The 15629-nt window shown below is 41.2% G+C and carries 13 protein-coding genes; 10 read left to right on the top strand and 3 right to left on the bottom strand.

Going from position 1 to position 15629, the window contains the following annotated elements; translation table 11 throughout:
* Nucleotides 1-37: 37 nt before the first annotated feature.
* Entirely contained in the window at nt 38-697 is a 660-nt protein-coding gene (locus tag C7972_RS04250; RefSeq protein ID WP_110354991.1) for an aspartate kinase, read from the bottom strand.
* 51 nt (nt 698-748) lie between these two features.
* Nucleotides 749-1108, bottom strand: a complete 360-nt coding sequence (locus C7972_RS04245) for a YraN family protein (protein ID WP_110354990.1) — start codon at nt 1106-1108, stop codon at nt 749-751.
* Nucleotides 1109-1299: 191 nt separating this feature from the next.
* On the opposite strand from C7972_RS04245, the gene C7972_RS04240 reads away from it, so the two are divergent.
* The 5 genes from C7972_RS04240 to C7972_RS04220 all read left to right on the top strand — a co-directional run bounded on the left by C7972_RS04240 (nt 1300) and on the right by C7972_RS04220 (nt 9622).
* Nucleotides 1300-2808 (top strand): DUF1800 family protein, encoded by a 1509-nt coding sequence (locus C7972_RS04240; protein ID WP_110354989.1) that lies wholly within the window; start codon nt 1300-1302, stop codon nt 2806-2808.
* Nucleotides 2809-2819: 11 nt separating this feature from the next.
* Nucleotides 2820-4535, top strand: a complete 1716-nt coding sequence (locus tag C7972_RS04235) for a DUF1501 domain-containing protein (RefSeq protein WP_110354988.1) — start codon at nt 2820-2822, stop codon at nt 4533-4535.
* A 134-nt stretch (nt 4536-4669) separates the two neighbouring features.
* Nucleotides 4670-6754, top strand: coding sequence for a methionine--tRNA ligase (gene metG, locus C7972_RS04230; protein WP_110354987.1), 2085 nt, complete (start codon nt 4670-4672; stop codon nt 6752-6754).
* Nucleotides 6755-6913: 159 nt separating this feature from the next.
* Nucleotides 6914-9037: a Tex family protein gene (locus C7972_RS04225; RefSeq protein ID WP_110354986.1), complete on the top strand. Its 2124-nt coding sequence runs from the start codon at nt 6914-6916 to the stop codon at nt 9035-9037.
* 69 nt (nt 9038-9106) lie between these two features.
* Nucleotides 9107-9622, top strand: coding sequence for a ferritin (locus C7972_RS04220; RefSeq protein ID WP_110354985.1), 516 nt, complete (start codon nt 9107-9109; stop codon nt 9620-9622).
* A 2780-nt stretch (nt 9623-12402) separates the two neighbouring features.
* Here the strand turns inward: C7972_RS04220 and C7972_RS04205 are convergent.
* Nucleotides 12403-12735 (bottom strand): single-stranded DNA-binding protein, encoded by a 333-nt coding sequence (locus tag C7972_RS04205; protein ID WP_110354982.1) that lies wholly within the window; start codon nt 12733-12735, stop codon nt 12403-12405.
* 267 nt (nt 12736-13002) lie between these two features.
* Here C7972_RS04205 and C7972_RS04200 point away from each other — a divergent pair, with 267 nt between their 5' ends.
* The 5 genes from C7972_RS04200 (at nt 13003) to C7972_RS04180 (ending at nt 15622) form a co-directional block, all read left to right on the top strand.
* Entirely contained in the window at nt 13003-13377 is a 375-nt protein-coding gene (locus C7972_RS04200) for a DUF1304 domain-containing protein (RefSeq protein ID WP_110354981.1), read from the top strand.
* Nucleotides 13378-13502: 125 nt separating this feature from the next.
* On the top strand, nt 13503-14075 hold the full coding sequence (locus C7972_RS04195; protein WP_110354980.1) for a pentapeptide repeat-containing protein: 573 nt from the start codon (nt 13503-13505) through the stop codon (nt 14073-14075).
* A 70-nt stretch (nt 14076-14145) separates the two neighbouring features.
* Entirely contained in the window at nt 14146-14634 is a 489-nt protein-coding gene (locus tag C7972_RS04190) for a DUF6265 family protein (RefSeq protein ID WP_110354979.1), read from the top strand.
* Nucleotides 14631-15017 (top strand): VOC family protein, encoded by a 387-nt coding sequence (locus tag C7972_RS04185; protein ID WP_110354978.1) that lies wholly within the window; start codon nt 14631-14633, stop codon nt 15015-15017. The genes C7972_RS04190 and C7972_RS04185 overlap by 4 nt, the downstream gene beginning before the upstream one ends.
* A complete protein-coding gene (locus C7972_RS04180) occupies nt 15014-15622 on the top strand; it encodes an LpxA family transferase (protein ID WP_110354977.1) in 609 nt (202 codons plus the stop codon). The genes C7972_RS04185 and C7972_RS04180 overlap by 4 nt, the downstream gene beginning before the upstream one ends.
* Nucleotides 15623-15629: the final 7 nt, after the last annotated feature.

Raw genomic sequence — 15629 nt, 5'->3', positions numbered from 1 at the left:
AAACATTCTTCCATTAACCAATTGCCACATGGATGCCTTACAAGGTTTTAAGGTCCTTAATGGTTTTAAAGGCCACATCTACCTGTTCATCATTCACAATAATAGTAAATTCATTGGTTGTGGAAATTACTTCATATAAAACAATTCCCTCCCAGGCCAAGCGTTGAAAAATAAAGTAATAGATACCGGGTACGGAAACGTTTTCCGCTGGTAATTTTACGGTAATGGAAGAGAGGTTTTCGGCCTTCTGGGTACATTTCTCATTCTTGAATAATTCTTCCACAGCCTCATCCAAAATATTGCTGACGACAATATTGAGTTCGTTGACCCCTCTTGAGGAGGTATAGAAAACATCCTTATTCCTATTTACCTCATTTAACAAAACAGTCTGATTTTCCAAGATGGATTCGGATACCAAAAAGGTAAAATCGGTCAATGATGACCTTACCGTAATTTCCCCTATATTTTTTAAAACTTTGATAATTTTATGGGTAGCTCGAAACTCCAAATCATCGGAAAGACGTTTTAAGGCCATTACAATAGCGCCATTGCGAATATCCTTGCCCAACTCACCTTCTATTTCAGGTTTTACTATCCTGGAAAGCGATGTTAAGTTTATAATACCCTGCGCCAAAGCACTTTGCAAAAAAGGTTTCTTTTTAATGTAGTCTTCCACGACCGATGAAATAGTCTTCATTTCCTTAAACTTTTGGTAAAAATAACAAATTGTTACAAATAAAACAAATAATTAAAAGTGATAAAACGCATTTTCCAAGTGCTCAATATTAAATTTTGTCCCATTTTTACATATGGTAATAATATCGAACCTAGCCTCCACTTCAAGATCCTTGCTAATAATATAATGATCGGCAGCCATGACCAAGAGTTTAATTTTCTTTTCTGTAACCGTGTCGGCAATGGGTTGTATATAATCGGAACTCCGCGATTTTACTTCCACAATGGCCAAAATATCACCTTTTCTTGCAATTATATCTATCTCTGCTTTCAAATACCTATAATTTCTATGAACTACCTTATATCCATTTTCTGTTAGATAGTCGACCGCCAATTGCTCTCCCTCTTTTCCCAATTCATTATGCTTTGCCATAACATTTCAATTCTATTTATCAAAAAACGTGCATTTTGTCGAAAAACCTAACATACTGTCGTCCAAATTTCCATAAACCACGTAATTTGTTATGCAGTATAACGAAAATTTCGTAAGAGCCATAATTTCTTATTAGAATTTGCGTTATGCAATGACCCCTTACTAGTAACCTATCAAATGCGGAATAAATTATGGAATTTTTCATAAACTGTAATACTTCTAGTTTGGCCCCCTATACCACCCCATTGGATGGACAAAGGGCTCAACATCTATATAGAAGATTGGGTTTTAGCGCCTCCGTCCAGACCATTAATCAAGCTATTGGCCAAACTGCCGGTACTTTGGTTAATTCTCTCATTTCCGAAGCGCAGAACATGCCCCCATTGGCTGCCCCCATCTGGGCAGACTGGAACAATAGCAATTATCCTGAAGATGATGACGCGAGAGGCCAAATGATAAGGTCTCAACAGGAAGAATTTAAGTTGGCCTATACCAATGACTTACTAGAAAACAACCTTCGGGACCGTCTTAGTTTTTTTTGGAGCAATCATTTCGTAACTGAACTGGACGTTTACAATTGCAACTCATTCCTCTACCATTATATCAACTGCCTTCAGCGCAACGCTATTGGCAATTTTAAGACCTTTGTCAGTGAAATTGGCCTTACCAGTGCCATGCTCTATTATTTGGATGGCGTGTATAACAATGGTAGTAACCCCAACGAAAATTATGCCCGGGAACTTTATGAACTATTTACCTTGGGCGAGGGAAATGGATATACCGAACAGGATATAGTTGAAACTGCCAAAGCCCTTTCCGGATACGTGGAAAGAGGGGAACTAGGCTGTGAGCAGGTAACGTTTGATGCTTCCAAATTTAATTCAGAGAGCAAAACTATTTTTGGCCGTACGGGCAATTGGGGGTATAATGACGTTATAGACATTCTTTTTGAAGAAAGGGCCAACGAAATAGGCTATTTCATCTGTAAAAAATTATACGAGTTTTTTGTACACCCGGATTCTACGGATGAAGCCAATAATGCAAAGACCATTATTGATGGTCTAACCGCAACCTTTATCAGCAATAATTTTGAATTGGCACCAGTCTTAAGCCAGCTTTTTAAAAGTCAACACTTTTTTGACGATGAAGCCATAGGTGTTATTATTAAAAGTCCGTTCGATCTATACCTGAATACCATTAAAGAAACTGGCTTTGCCTATAACGATACTACCCTTGGCAGTGCCATAAACTATAGTGGAATGTTGGGGCAAGATTTATTTGATCCTTTTGATGTTGCGGGATGGCAGCGAAACAGGGATTGGATCAATACCAATTTTATGATTGGACGTTGGCTTACCATGGAGACTATAATGGATGGTTTTTACCAGGACAACCCTGACCAATTTACAACATTCGCCATGGACGCCGTTGGACCCGCTAATAGCAATACCAGTAACCCAGAGATCGTTGTACAGGCTATTATAGATAAAATTACGCCCAAAGGAATGTTTACCCAACAGGACTTTGACAATGCGATGTCTGCCTTTCTCATAGAAGACGTCCCAGAAGAATATTACAGTCCGGATTTTTACCCGGGCGGGAATTCAACCTGGGTATTGAGCTTTTACCCATCAGTACCTCTTCAAGTTTATCTATTGTTGAGACACCTTACAAGACAACCCGAATTTCAACTTAAATAAAACCGACCATTATGTGCGATACTCATCATAAATCACCCCATAAAGGCAAAGACCATGATGGTCACGATTTGGAACATAAGACCTGGAGTCGACGTTCCTTTCTTCAAGCCCTTGGTATTGCCGGTTCCGGATCCATGATGCTGGGGAGCAACTATCTAACAGCATCGGCCCCATCACCCCTGACCTCGGCTATAGCCATGGCGGAAACCGATAATATTTTAATTTTAATTCGTTTGTCGGGCGGAAATGATGGACTTAGTACCATCATCCCCATTGAACAATATGACATCTATGCCAATGCACGGCCCAATATTTACCTTCCGGAGAGTAAAATACTGAGATTAACAGATGAATTTGGGGTACCAACCTATATGAAATCTTTGGAACCCATGTGGGGCGAAGGTCAGTTTAAAGCGGTACATGGTGTAGGTTATGAAGGCCAAAGCCTGTCCCACTTTACAGGTTCCGATATTTTTGCCAATACCGACCTAAGCACTACTGGTTTCAGTGGAAGGGATACCGGTTGGATGGGAAGACATTTTGAACATCTATATCCGGATTATTTATCGGATTTTCCCGGTAGCCGACCAGAGGGTCCTGCTGCTATCCAAGTTGGAAACTACGGAAGTTTGGTTTTTGAAGGAGAAGAGACCAATTACGCCTTTGTAACCAACAATATAGATCAGTTGGAACAAATTGCGGAAACTGGACTGCAATATTCCGTAGAGGATTCCCTCTTTGACAATTGCATGTACAGCGATCAGATTAAATTTCTTAGAGGTGTATCCAACGTAACCAATGAATACGCTGGCACCATACACGAAGCCTATATGCGCGGCTCAAACCAAATTGAATATCAAGACAATGGTTTTGCCAGACAATTGGCATTACTGGCCAGATTGATCAAAGGTAACCTTGGCACCAAGGTCTACATGATCAGTATGGGAGGTTTTGACACCCATGGAAATCAACCCTTGGTACACGAACGCTTAATGACGCAACTGTCCATTGCCGTTGACAACTTCTATGATGACCTTGCATTTACACAGCAGGACGACAAGGTATTGAGTATGACTTTTTCCGAATTTGGTAGAAGGATTTTCGAAAATGGGTCCAATGGAACCGACCATGGAAAAGCCGCCCCCACCCTATTTTTTGGCTCTGGGTTAAACGGTAGTGCTTTTGTGGGCGACCATCCCGCCTTGGACGAGCCCAATAGTAGGGGCAACCTGGAATACACTATGGATTTCAGAAACCTCTACGCAACCGTACTGGCAGAATGGCTTTGTGTGGATATTCCCCTAGTGGAACAACACATAATGGACGGATATACATATACCCCGGTAAACCTGGGCTTTAACTGTAGCGGAGTAGATTTCCCCGATATCGTTTATAGCGACGGAGACCCCACTCCCCCAACTCCAACAGACCCCATAGAGGAAAATCCAAGCCAGGAGTTGATAAATGCCATTGTGCACAAACCTTTTTACCCTACTGATTCCACTCCACACATTTATCTGGAAATGCCCTTTAGCGCACATGTAGACATCCAATTGTTCAACATTATGGGCCAATATTTAGGATCGGTATTTAACGAAATAATGTTCGAAGGTTCTGTTGAGATCAATGTGAGGGAGCGACTTTCGACCTATTTGGCTTCAGGGAAGTACATATACAGAATACAGGTCCAGGATCAAAAACTTAGTAAATCCATAATGGTAGCTTAAAGACACCCCTACTTACTATGCAAGAAGGCCTTCGTAAATTCTGAATTCTTTTCAGGGTAACGAGGGCTTATTTTTTGAAGGAATATGCCAGCTGCAAGTAAAAATCTTTATTTTTGCAGCCTAATCCACAAATAATGTCGCAGAACCTTCAGAATCCAGCCAGATATACCATAACCGCAGCTCTACCATATACCAATGGGCCTATACATATAGGTCATTTGGCAGGGGTTTATGTGCCCGCGGATATCTATGCCAGATATTTGAGATTAAATGGAAATGATGTGGCTTTCGTTTGTGGAAGCGACGAACACGGGGTGGCCATTTCCATGAAAGCCAAAAAAGAGGGTGTAAGCCCCCAAAACATAATAGACAAATACCACGGCATTATTAAGCAATCCTTTCAGGATTTTGGAATTACCTTTAACAACTATTCACGAACATCTGCGGAAGTTCACCATAAAACGGCCTCCGATTTCTTTGTGAAATTATATGAACAAGGAGATTTTATCGAGGAAACCACCGAACAATTATACGACGAAGAGGCAAAACAGTTTTTGGCCGATAGATTTGTAATTGGCACTTGCCCTAAATGTGGCCATGAAGAGGCTTATGGGGATCAATGCGAAAATTGTGGCTCCACATTAAATGCCACTGACCTTATAAATCCTAAGTCGACCATTTCAGGGGCAGTACCCTCCCTAAAAGAAACCAAGCACTGGTTCCTACCATTGGACCGTTACGAAGATTTTTTAAAAACTTGGATTCTGGAAGGCCATAAAAATGACTGGAAACCCAATGTATATGGACAATGCAAATCATGGATCGATGACGGACTAAAGCCTAGGGCAGTAACCCGCGATCTGGACTGGGGAATTCCGGTCCCGGTAGAAGGGGGGGAAGGCAAAGTATTGTATGTTTGGTTCGATGCCCCTATTGGTTATATCTCCTCTACCAAGGAATGGGCCGCAAGGGAAGGTAAGGACTGGGAACCTTATTGGAAGGCCAAGGATACCAAAATGGTACATTTTATAGGCAAGGATAATATTGTATTCCACTGTATTATATTCCCGAGTATGCTAAAGGCACATGGCGATTTTATTTTACCGGAAAATGTCCCAGCCAACGAATTTTTAAATTTGGAAGGCAACAAATTATCAACCTCCAAGAATTGGGCCGTTTGGCTACATGAGTATTTGGAGGAATTTCCCAATATGCAGGATGTACTTAGATATACCCTGACCGCCAATGCGCCAGAAACCAAGGACAACGATTTTACCTGGAAGGATTTTCAGGCGAGAAACAACAATGAACTGGTGGCCATTTACGGGAACTTCATCAATCGGGTTGTAGTGCTTACCAACAAATATTACAATGGAATTGTTCCCTCCCCGGGTGCATACGGCCAAGTTGATAAGGAAACACTGTCCGAGCTGAAAAAGTATCCCGGAATCATTTCCAGTTCCATAGAAAGATACCGTTTCCGTGAGGCGGGACAGGAAGTTATGAATTTAGCGCGACTCGGCAATAAATATTTGGCCGATGAAGAGCCATGGAAAGTAATTAAACAGGATGAGGAAAGGGTTAAGACGATTATGTTCGTCGCCCTTCAAATAGCCTCGGCCTTGGCTGTATTGAGCGAACCTTTTCTCCCTTTTACCGCTGCTAAACTGAAACAAATCCTCAATATTTCCCAAAGTTCAACCGAAGGCTCGCTTGAATGGAAAGACATATCGGAAAAGGAAGTATTGCTCCCGGCAGAACATCAGATAAATATAGCCGAGTTATTGTTCAGCAAAGTTGAGGACGAAACCATACAGGCGCAATTGGACAAACTGGAAGCGACCAAAAAAGAAAACGAAAACATGAACAAAGAAGTAGCCCCACAAAAAGAAACCATAACCTTTGATGATTTTTCAAAGTTGGATATGCGCGTAGGCACCATTATTGAAGCCGAAAAAATGCCGAAAGCAAAAAAACTTTTGGTTTTAAAAGTGGATACAGGCCTGGACATCAGAACCATAGTATCTGGAATTGCGGAAAGTTTTTCACCGGCAGATATCGTAGGCAAAAAAGTAACCGTTTTGGTAAACTTGGCCCCCAGGGCCTTACGTGGAGTGGAAAGTGAGGGCATGATCCTGATGACGGAAAACACCGATGGCAAATTGGTATTTGTCAATCCGGATGAAGATGGGGTTAACAACGGGGAGGCTATCAATTAGACCTCGGCTCCGCTCGACCTCATAGACCTGGACCTTGCCCACTTGTTTACGAGGGTCAACAATTCCTTTTAAACCATGTCGCTTTTGTAATGAAATAATTATATTGAATATCAATGTCAGGTCCAGCGGAGTCAAGACCTTATCTAAAGCATAGTCCCCATGAATCTTATATCCTACATTTCAAAAAACACCCAACTCCCATTAAAAGGCATAGAAAATACGGTAGCCCTTTTAAATGAGGATTGTACCGTACCCTTTATTTCCCGATACCGAAAGGAACGAACCGGAAATTTGGACGAGGTACAAATTGGCGCCATTGTACAGTTCAAATCGCAGTTTGAAGCCTTGGAAAAACGGAAGTCGGCCATCCTTAAAGCCATAGAGGAACAGGAAGAATTAAGTCCCGAATTGGCCAAAAAAATAAATGAGGCAGAAGATCTTACCACTTTGGAAGATCTATACCTACCCTTCAAGAAAAAGCGCAAAACCAAGGCAGAAACCGCTAAAAAAAATGGCCTGGAGCCCTTGGCAAAAATTATATTGGCCCAACGGACCGATGAAATCGATTTTGAAGCCTCCAAATATATCAATGATGCCGTGCCCAACGAAGACGATGCCCTGGAGGGAGCCCGGCATATAATTTCGGAATGGATCAATGAGCGCAGCGATATAAGAAATCAGATCAGGAACCAATTGGAAAAATTCGCCCTGATTTCCACCAAGGTCGTTGCCAGTAAAAAGGAGGATGACAAGGCCCAAAAATTTAGGGATTATTTTGAATGGAGCGAACCCCTGAATCGATGTCCATCGCACCGACTCCTAGCTATCCTGCGAGCAGAAAATGAAGGTTTTATCCGTGTTAAGATTGAAATTGACGATGAAAAGGCCATCTCCAATATGGAGTATAGGGTCATCAAAAACAATAATGCCACCGCCCCCCATCTCCAATTGGCCATACAGGATGCCTATAAACGATTGCTATTCCCTTCCCTTTCCAATGAAATCCTAAAATCTGCCAAGGAAAAAGCAGATGAGTCTGCCATTCAGGTTTTTTCCAAAAACCTCAAACAACTATTGCTGGGATCGCCTTTGGGGGAAAAAAGAATTTTAGCCATAGATCCTGGCTTCAGAACGGGCTGTAAAGTAGTTTGCCTTAGCGCTCAAGGCGATTTGGAGCACAATGAGACCATTTACCCCCATGCACCGCAAAATGACAGTACGGGGGCCATAAAAAAAATCAGCAGTTTGGCGGATGCCTATAAGATTGAAGCCATCGCCATAGGAAATGGTACCGCCTCTAGGGAAACGGAGCAATTAATAAAACGGATCCAATTCAAAAATAATATTGAGGTATTTGTAGTTAGCGAGGCCGGAGCCTCCATTTACTCCGCTTCAAAAATTGCCAGGGAGGAATTTCCCAATTACGACGTTACCGTTAGGGGAGCCGTATCCATTGGAAGGCGCCTGGCAGATCCGCTGGCCGAGTTGGTAAAAATAGATGCCAAATCTATAGGGGTGGGACAATATCAGCATGATGTGGACCAGAATCAATTGAAAAATTCGCTGGACACAGTGGTGGAAAGTTGTGTAAATACCGTAGGTGTAAACATTAATACGGCCAGCGTCCCCCTATTGAGCTATGTTTCGGGAATTGGTCCCAAACTGGCGGAAAACATTGTGGCCTATAGGAACGAAAAAGGCGCCTTTACCAGTAGGAGCGAAATAAAAAAAGTACCCCGTTTGGGAGAAAAGGCCTTTGAGCAAGGAGCAGCATTTTTACGGATCAAGCAAGCTAAAAATCCTTTGGATGATTCAGCAGTGCATCCAGAGCGCTATTCCCTTGTCCAAAAAATGCTAAAAGACCAGGGAGTGGCCCTTTCCGAAATAATAGGTAACAAGGAAGTCCTCAAAAAGATCGATCTTAATAAATACTGTACGGAAAATGTAGGTTTGCCCACCCTTCAGGATATAATAAAGGAGCTTGAGAAACCTGGGCTGGACGTTAGGGAAAAAGCAAAGGTATTTACCTTTAACCAAAACATCAGAACCATTTCCGACTTAAAAGAGGGGCAATTATTACCGGGAATAGTGAACAACATTACCAATTTTGGCTGTTTTGTAGACGTAGGAATCAAGGAAAGTGGACTGATCCATATCTCCAACCTATCCGATAGTTTTGTGAAAGATGTGAACGAACATGTTAGTTTACACCAGCAAATCATTGTAAAGGTCATGGAAGTTGATATTCCCAGAAAAAGGATTCAATTGGCCTTGCACAAATAACTCCCAATCTTAGCCACAGAACTGGCACAAAGTACCTTTTATTTGTAACTTTAGTTAAAATTCAAAGATATGTTATCCGAAAAACTAGAAAAAGCATTGAACGAACAGGTCCGTATAGAGGCCGAATCTTCACAAGTATATTTATCCATGGCCTCATGGGCCGAAGGCAAAGGGCTGGAGGGTATTGCCCAATTTATGTACAACCAATCGGATGAGGAACGTTTGCACATGCTTAAGCTGGTAAAATACATCAATGAAAGGGGTGGGCACGCATTTGTTTCTTCACTTAAAGCACCTAAAACCGACTTTGGTAGTTTCCAAAAAATGTTCCACGAGCTATTGGACCATGAAATTTTTGTTTCCAATAGCATTAATGAACTGGTACATGTAACCCTGCAGGAAAAAGACTATGCTACCCATAATTTTCTTCAATGGTATGTAGCCGAACAAATTGAGGAGGAGGCCTTGGCTCGAAATATTTTGGACAAGATAAATCTTATTGGGAACGACAAAGGCGGCCTGTATTTGTTTGATCGTGACATACAGCAGATTACTGCCAATAGTGCAGCCATTCCACCTCAATAAACAAGGGAAGTGTACTTTCACAGACTAGCAGGGACCTTGGGATATAAAACATGAAACCCCGCCTTTTCGGCGGGGCAATTCAAAAAACCTACTGCTTTAAAAATATTGACCCCTCAACTAAATTTAACATTTAATCTTATTTAGATTTAATTAAAATAAATACTTTTGCCCAGATTCTTATTCCGATCTAGAGTGGGTAAAAAAAAGAAACAGCACAGGAAAACCGAAAAAAAGCTGCAAAAAGCCTTAAAAAAGGAGTTAAAAGCTGCTTTAAAGGAAATGGTACCAAATGGCTGTAAAACCAAATGCTGTGAAAAGTATAAAAAGTCGGAATCCAAAAGGTGCAATCGCTGTCCGTGTTTTGATCTGATGAAAAAGGTGGCATAATCTTTTATTCACGTTAACATTGCCGCAATTGCCTATTTAATTTTCTTCTGATAGGTGCGGCACGTTCATACAAATGTAGAATAGCGAACTGTACACTAATCCAAAATCTTCCTTTTTGAAGACTTGTCCATCAAAATTAGAGCAACTTGTGTGATTTAGCTCATGTCAACTCTATCTAAGGGTATTCGTGAACCTTACGTTTCTCCCATTAGGTCGAAATGACATTGGCAGTCACTTCGACATGAGCCCTTTTCCAGGACGACGAGAAGTAGCACAAGGAACTTTTAAAATTCCAGTTTCCTAAGCTTTTAGTCAGAAACAGAAAGTTATATCCTTATAAAATTGATTAATTATTGGGGAGCTTATGGAATTTGTCTCTTAAGGTACCGATGACGACATAGGCTAAAACCAAAATAGACAAGCAATGACGATAACAAGGACTCCTTCCCTTGGACCCCTCCCTAACCCTCCCCCAAGGGGAGGGAATTTGTTAGAATATGGCAAATATACATTTGAGCTGGAATTTTCCCCCCTCCTTTGGAGGGGGTTAGGGGGAGGACTTTTTCTCACTTCGACAGAGTCCTTTTCCAGGACGACGAGAAGTCGCACAAGTAACTTTTAAAATTCCAGTTTCCTAAGCTTTTAGCCAGAAACAGAAAGCTATATCCTTATAAAATTGATTAATTATTGGGGAGCTTATGGAATTTGTCTCTTAAGGTACCGATGACGACATAGGCTAAAACCAAAATAGACAAGCAATGACGATAGCAAGGACTCCTTCCCTTGGACCCCTCCCTAACCCTCCCCCAAGGGGAGGGAATTTGTTAGAATTTGGCAAATATACATTTGAGCTGGAATTTCCCCCCCTCCTTTGGAGGGGGTTAGGGGGAGGACTTTTTGTCACTTCGACCTGAGCCCTTTTTTGGGGCGATTGAGAAGTAGCACAAGGAACTTTTAAAATTCCAGTTTCCTTAGCTTTTAGCAAGAACAGAAAGTTATATCCTTATAAAATTGATTAATTATTGGGGAGCTTATGGAATTTGTCTCTTAAGGTACCGATGACGACATAGACTAAAACCAAAATAGACAAGCAATGACGATAGCAAGGACTTTTTCCGTTGGACCCCTCCCTAACCCTCCCCCAAGGGGAGGGAATTTGTTAGAATATGGCAAATATACATTTGAGCTGGAATTTTCCCCCCTCCTTTGGAGGGGGTTAGGGGGAGGACTTTTTGTCACTTCGACAGAGTCCTTTTCCAGGACGACGAGAAGTCGCACAAGTAACTTTTAAAATTCCAGTTTCCTAAGGCTTTTAGCAAGAAACAGAAAGTTACATCCTTATAAAATTGATTAATTATTGGGGAGCTTATGGAATTTGTCTCTTAAGGTACCGATGACGACATAGGCTAAAACCAAAATAGACAAGCAATGACGATAACAAGGACTCCTTCCCTTGGACCCCTCCCTAACCCTCCCCCAAGGGGAGGGAATTTGTTAGAATATGGCAAATATACATTTGAGCTGGAATTCCCCCCCCTCCTTTGGAGGGGGTTAGGGGGAGGACTTTTTGTCACTTCGACCTGAGCCCTTTTTTGGGGCGATTGAGAAGTAGCACAAGGAACTTTTAAAATTCCAGTTTCCTTAGCTTTTAGCAAGAACAGAAAGTTATATCCTTATAAAATTGATTAATTATTGGGGAGCTTATGGAATTTGTCTCTTAAGGTACCGATGACGACATAGACTAAAACCAAAATAGACAAGCAATGACGATAGCAAGGACTCCTTCCCTTGGACCCCTCCCTAACCCTCCCCCAAGGGGAGGGAATTTGTTAGAATATGGCAAATATACATTTGAGCTGGAATTTCCCCCCCTCCTTTGGAGGGGGTTAGGGGGAGGACTTTTTGTCACTTCGACATAAGCCCTTTTTTGGGGCGATTGAGAAGTCGCACAAGGAACTTTTAAAATTCCAGTTTCCTTAGCTTTTAGCAAGAACAGAAAGTTATATCCTTATAAAATTGATTAATTATTGGGGAGCTTATGGAATTTGTCTCTTAAGGTACCGATGACGACATAGGCTAAAACCAAAATAGACAAGCAATGACGATAACAAGGACTCCTTCCCTTGGATAAGCCTATCAGGCAGTTATGGAGGGATTTGATATTACATCCACTGTAATATTTAATTCCAGTTACTTCTGTGATTTCTCCTTCCTCCGGTCGATCGAAATGACCATTGTTAATTAGCAACTTTATACTAATTAAGCGCGAAAAAAGTAATTGCAAGGAAATACCTTCCCAAAAAAGCAAAAGAAGCAACCCAACAGCCCTTTGAAAAAAGCCATCAGCTTGCTTCTTATATATCCGGAACAGACTTTCTGGTAGGCACAGCTGTCTATTTCCCCAACATCAGGAGTTCATTACATCGAATTTCGGTGATATACCTTTTTTCCCCTTCTTTGGTCTCATAGGACCGAGTGGTCAATTTTCCTTCAACGGCAACTTCCTTGCCCTTATTGAGATAATTTTCCACAATTGCCGCTGTCTTTCCCCAGGCCACAATATTGTGCCATTGGGTATCCGTTACTTTTTCTCCCTTGGCATTTTTGTACGTTTCATTGGTAGCAATGGCGAATTTAGCCAATTTTCCACCGCCGTCCAGGTTAATAATTTCTGGATCGTTACCCAAGTTTCCGATCAACTGTACTTTGTTTCTAAGTGCGTTCATAATACATAATTTTTAAATCCCGAATCCACTCCGGGAATGGTTAAACAATTAATGATTTTTGATGGAACAAACTTAGTAACCCCTCTAAGCGTTATTCGGTTAACAAGTATTTAATTTCGTTTGTAATCGTTTGTAGTCGTTTGAACTTATATATAGTTCCCTCTCCAATGGTTCCTAAACCTCCGATCAATACAATGCCCTATAACAACAATTAATCAATGGAATCCCTTATATTTAGGAATAAATAATCCTTACAAAAATTGAAATATGGAGATCGTATTAAACATTCTTATAGGCATCATAGCCTTGGAGCACCTTTATATTTTATATATGGAAATGTTTGCCTGGGAAACCTTGGGCAAAAAAACCTTTAGAAAAGCACTCCCTGAAAACATGTTTAAACCCACAAAGGGTCTGGCTGCCAACCAAGGACTGTACAACGGATTTCTGGCCGCCGGGCTCATATGGACATTTTTCATCAAAGACCCGGTTTGGAGTACCAACGTTGCCATTTTCTTTCTAAGCTGTGTAGCCATTGCAGGTGTATACGGTGCCTGGTCTGCAAGCAAAAAGATATTTGTTGTCCAAGCCCTCCCGGCCATCATAGCGCTATTATTACAGTTGTTTGTAGTTTCCATTTAATAAGAAATCCAAGGAGGAACCTATTTCAAAGGAAGTAGCAGGCTGTTCCTGTGCCAATAATAATCCTCTCCTTGGCCTATCCTTCCAATGGTGGATATTAAATTGCCAAAAATTAGAAAAATAAGATGAATACCCAATTTATTACGGACCAGACCTTTAAGGGAATCGATTTTACCTCCCATAGACTATCCAAAGGAGAATATGAGAACTGCATTTTTGACTCCTGTACCTTTTCCAAAGCGGACATATCCAACATCGCATTTATGGAATGCGTTTTTACCGATTGTGATTTAAGCAATGTAAACCTAAAAAATACCACCTTTAAGGAAACGGATTTTAAAGGGTGTAAACTTTTGGGAATCCACTTTGATCATTGCAATGATTTTCTACTCTCCTTCAACTTCTTTGAATGTACCCTAAACCTATCTTCTTTTTATAAATTAAAACTAAAGAATACCACCTTTGACAATTGTAAAATGATTTCGGTGGATTTTGCGGAAACCGACTTAACCGAAACAATATTCGACTGTTGTAATCTTGAAAGTGCCCTCTTCGAAAATTGCAACTTGGAAAAAGCCGATTTCCGTACAGCCTTCAACTTTACCATGGATCCCGAAAAGAACAAAATTGCCAAAGCCAAATTCTCCAAGCAAGGTGTTTTGGGGTTATTAAAGAAATACAACATTCAAATAACCTAAACCAGCGTAAAAAATTAATCGTTTGTAAACGGATAATTTGTATCTTATTGGTTCCTAAACCAATTTACACATGAAGTGGACCTTAATACTCTTGCTTACCGCGTATTTGCCATCTTTTGGTCAGAACACCATTTCCTATACGGACGGCAATACCTCCCCCAATGCCACCTTAGCCGATGTTTCATGGATAGCAGGCCATTGGAAAGGAGAAGCCTTTGGCGGAATAACCGAAGAAATTTGGAGTCCCCCGCTGGGCGACTCCATGATGTTCGTGTTTAAGTTGGTCGTGGATGACAAAGTGGCCTTGTATGAGGTTGGGCACATTAGGCAGGAAGAGGAATCCCTTATCCTTAGACTGAAGCACTTTAATGGCAACTTGACAGGTTGGGAGGAAAAGGACAAGACGGTAGACTTTAAATTGGTAAAAATAGAAGGCAATAAGGTCTATTTTGATGATTTTACCTTCGAAAAAATCAATGACTCCGAAATCAATATCTATGTTGTACTTGAACAGAAAAATGGCTCCAAAGAGGAGGTTGCCTTTAACTATAAAAAATGACCCTAAATAAAGTACACCATATTGCCATCATATGTTCAAACTATAAAAAATCCAAAAAGTTCTATGTGGAAGATTTAGGCCTGGAACCTTTACACGAGACCTATAGGGAAGAACGGGACTCCTACAAACTGGATTTGGCATTGAACGGAAATTATATCATTGAACTATTCTCCTTTCCCAAACCTCCGCCCAGATCTACCATGCCGGAAGCAACCGGTCTAAGGCACCTGGCCTTTGAGGTAGACGAATTGGCTTCCCAGCTATTGGAATTATCAGAAAAGGGCATTAAGGCAGAACCTATACGCGTTGACGAGTATACCCAAAAAAAGTTCACCTTCATCTTTGACCCGGACAATTTACCTATTGAACTATACCAAAAATGACTGCTATAGATACATACATAGCACATTTTTACACCCTTTTTCCCAAGCAGAAAGGAATATCACCATGGGAGATTACCCAGTCCCTATCATCCATAATATCCAAGAAGATCGTCCAACTGGATTCTGACAATTATACCGTTACGGGCAATATTGCCATCCATAAAACCGCAATTATAGAAAAGGGGGCAGTGTTAAAAGAGCCCCTCATCATTTCCGAAAACTGTTTTATTGCGAGCCACGCCTATCTCCGCGATGGGGTTTTTTTGGACCAAGAAGTACGGATAGGCCCAGGTGTCGAGGTCAAATCCAGTATAATTGGCAACAATTCCGCCATGGCCCACTTTAATTTTATAGGAGATAGCATTATAGGTGGGCATGTAAATTTTGAGGCGGGAGCCCTGGTTGCCAACCACTATAACGAAAGATCGGACAAGACCATATGGGCCCAAGTAAACGGTGTGAGAACCAATATTGGAACCTTAAAATTCGGCGCCTTGATCGGCGACCATTCTAAAATAGGAGCTAATGCCGTACTTTCACCAGGTACCTTATTGCCCATGGGTTACGTGGTAAAACGATTGGAACTTATAGAACAAGACAACTGAAACAGCA

The organism is Arenibacter sp. ARW7G5Y1 (genome assembly GCF_003201775.1).
Taxonomy (GTDB): domain Bacteria; phylum Bacteroidota; class Bacteroidia; order Flavobacteriales; family Flavobacteriaceae; genus Arenibacter.
The sequence above is the reverse complement of the archived record's forward strand: the minus strand, read 5'-3'. Positions and strand labels throughout refer to the sequence as shown.

Excerpts from the sequence above, each read along its gene's own strand:
- metG (WP_110354987.1), top strand. The coding sequence starts at position 4,670 with ATGTCGCAGAACCTTCAGAATCCAGCCAGATATACCATAACCGCAGCT.
- C7972_RS04245 (WP_110354990.1), bottom strand. The coding sequence starts at position 1,108 with ATGGCAAAGCATAATGAATTGGGAAAAGAGGGAGAGCAATTGGCGGTC.
- C7972_RS04235 (WP_110354988.1), top strand. The coding sequence starts at position 2,820 with ATGTGCGATACTCATCATAAATCACCCCATAAAGGCAAAGACCATGAT.
- C7972_RS04180 (WP_110354977.1), top strand. The coding sequence starts at position 15,014 with ATGACTGCTATAGATACATACATAGCACATTTTTACACCCTTTTTCCC.
- C7972_RS04200 (WP_110354981.1), top strand. The coding sequence starts at position 13,003 with ATGGAGATCGTATTAAACATTCTTATAGGCATCATAGCCTTGGAGCAC.
- C7972_RS04250 (WP_110354991.1), bottom strand. The coding sequence starts at position 697 with ATGAAGACTATTTCATCGGTCGTGGAAGACTACATTAAAAAGAAACCT.
- C7972_RS04205 (WP_110354982.1), bottom strand. The coding sequence starts at position 12,735 with ATGAACGCACTTAGAAACAAAGTACAGTTGATCGGAAACTTGGGTAAC.
- C7972_RS04190 (WP_110354979.1), top strand. The coding sequence starts at position 14,146 with ATGAAGTGGACCTTAATACTCTTGCTTACCGCGTATTTGCCATCTTTT.
- C7972_RS04195 (WP_110354980.1), top strand. The coding sequence starts at position 13,503 with ATGAATACCCAATTTATTACGGACCAGACCTTTAAGGGAATCGATTTT.
- C7972_RS04220 (WP_110354985.1), top strand. The coding sequence starts at position 9,107 with ATGTTATCCGAAAAACTAGAAAAAGCATTGAACGAACAGGTCCGTATA.
- C7972_RS04185 (WP_110354978.1), top strand. The coding sequence starts at position 14,631 with ATGACCCTAAATAAAGTACACCATATTGCCATCATATGTTCAAACTAT.
- C7972_RS04240 (WP_110354989.1), top strand. The coding sequence starts at position 1,300 with ATGGAATTTTTCATAAACTGTAATACTTCTAGTTTGGCCCCCTATACC.
- C7972_RS04225 (WP_110354986.1), top strand. The coding sequence starts at position 6,914 with ATGAATCTTATATCCTACATTTCAAAAAACACCCAACTCCCATTAAAA.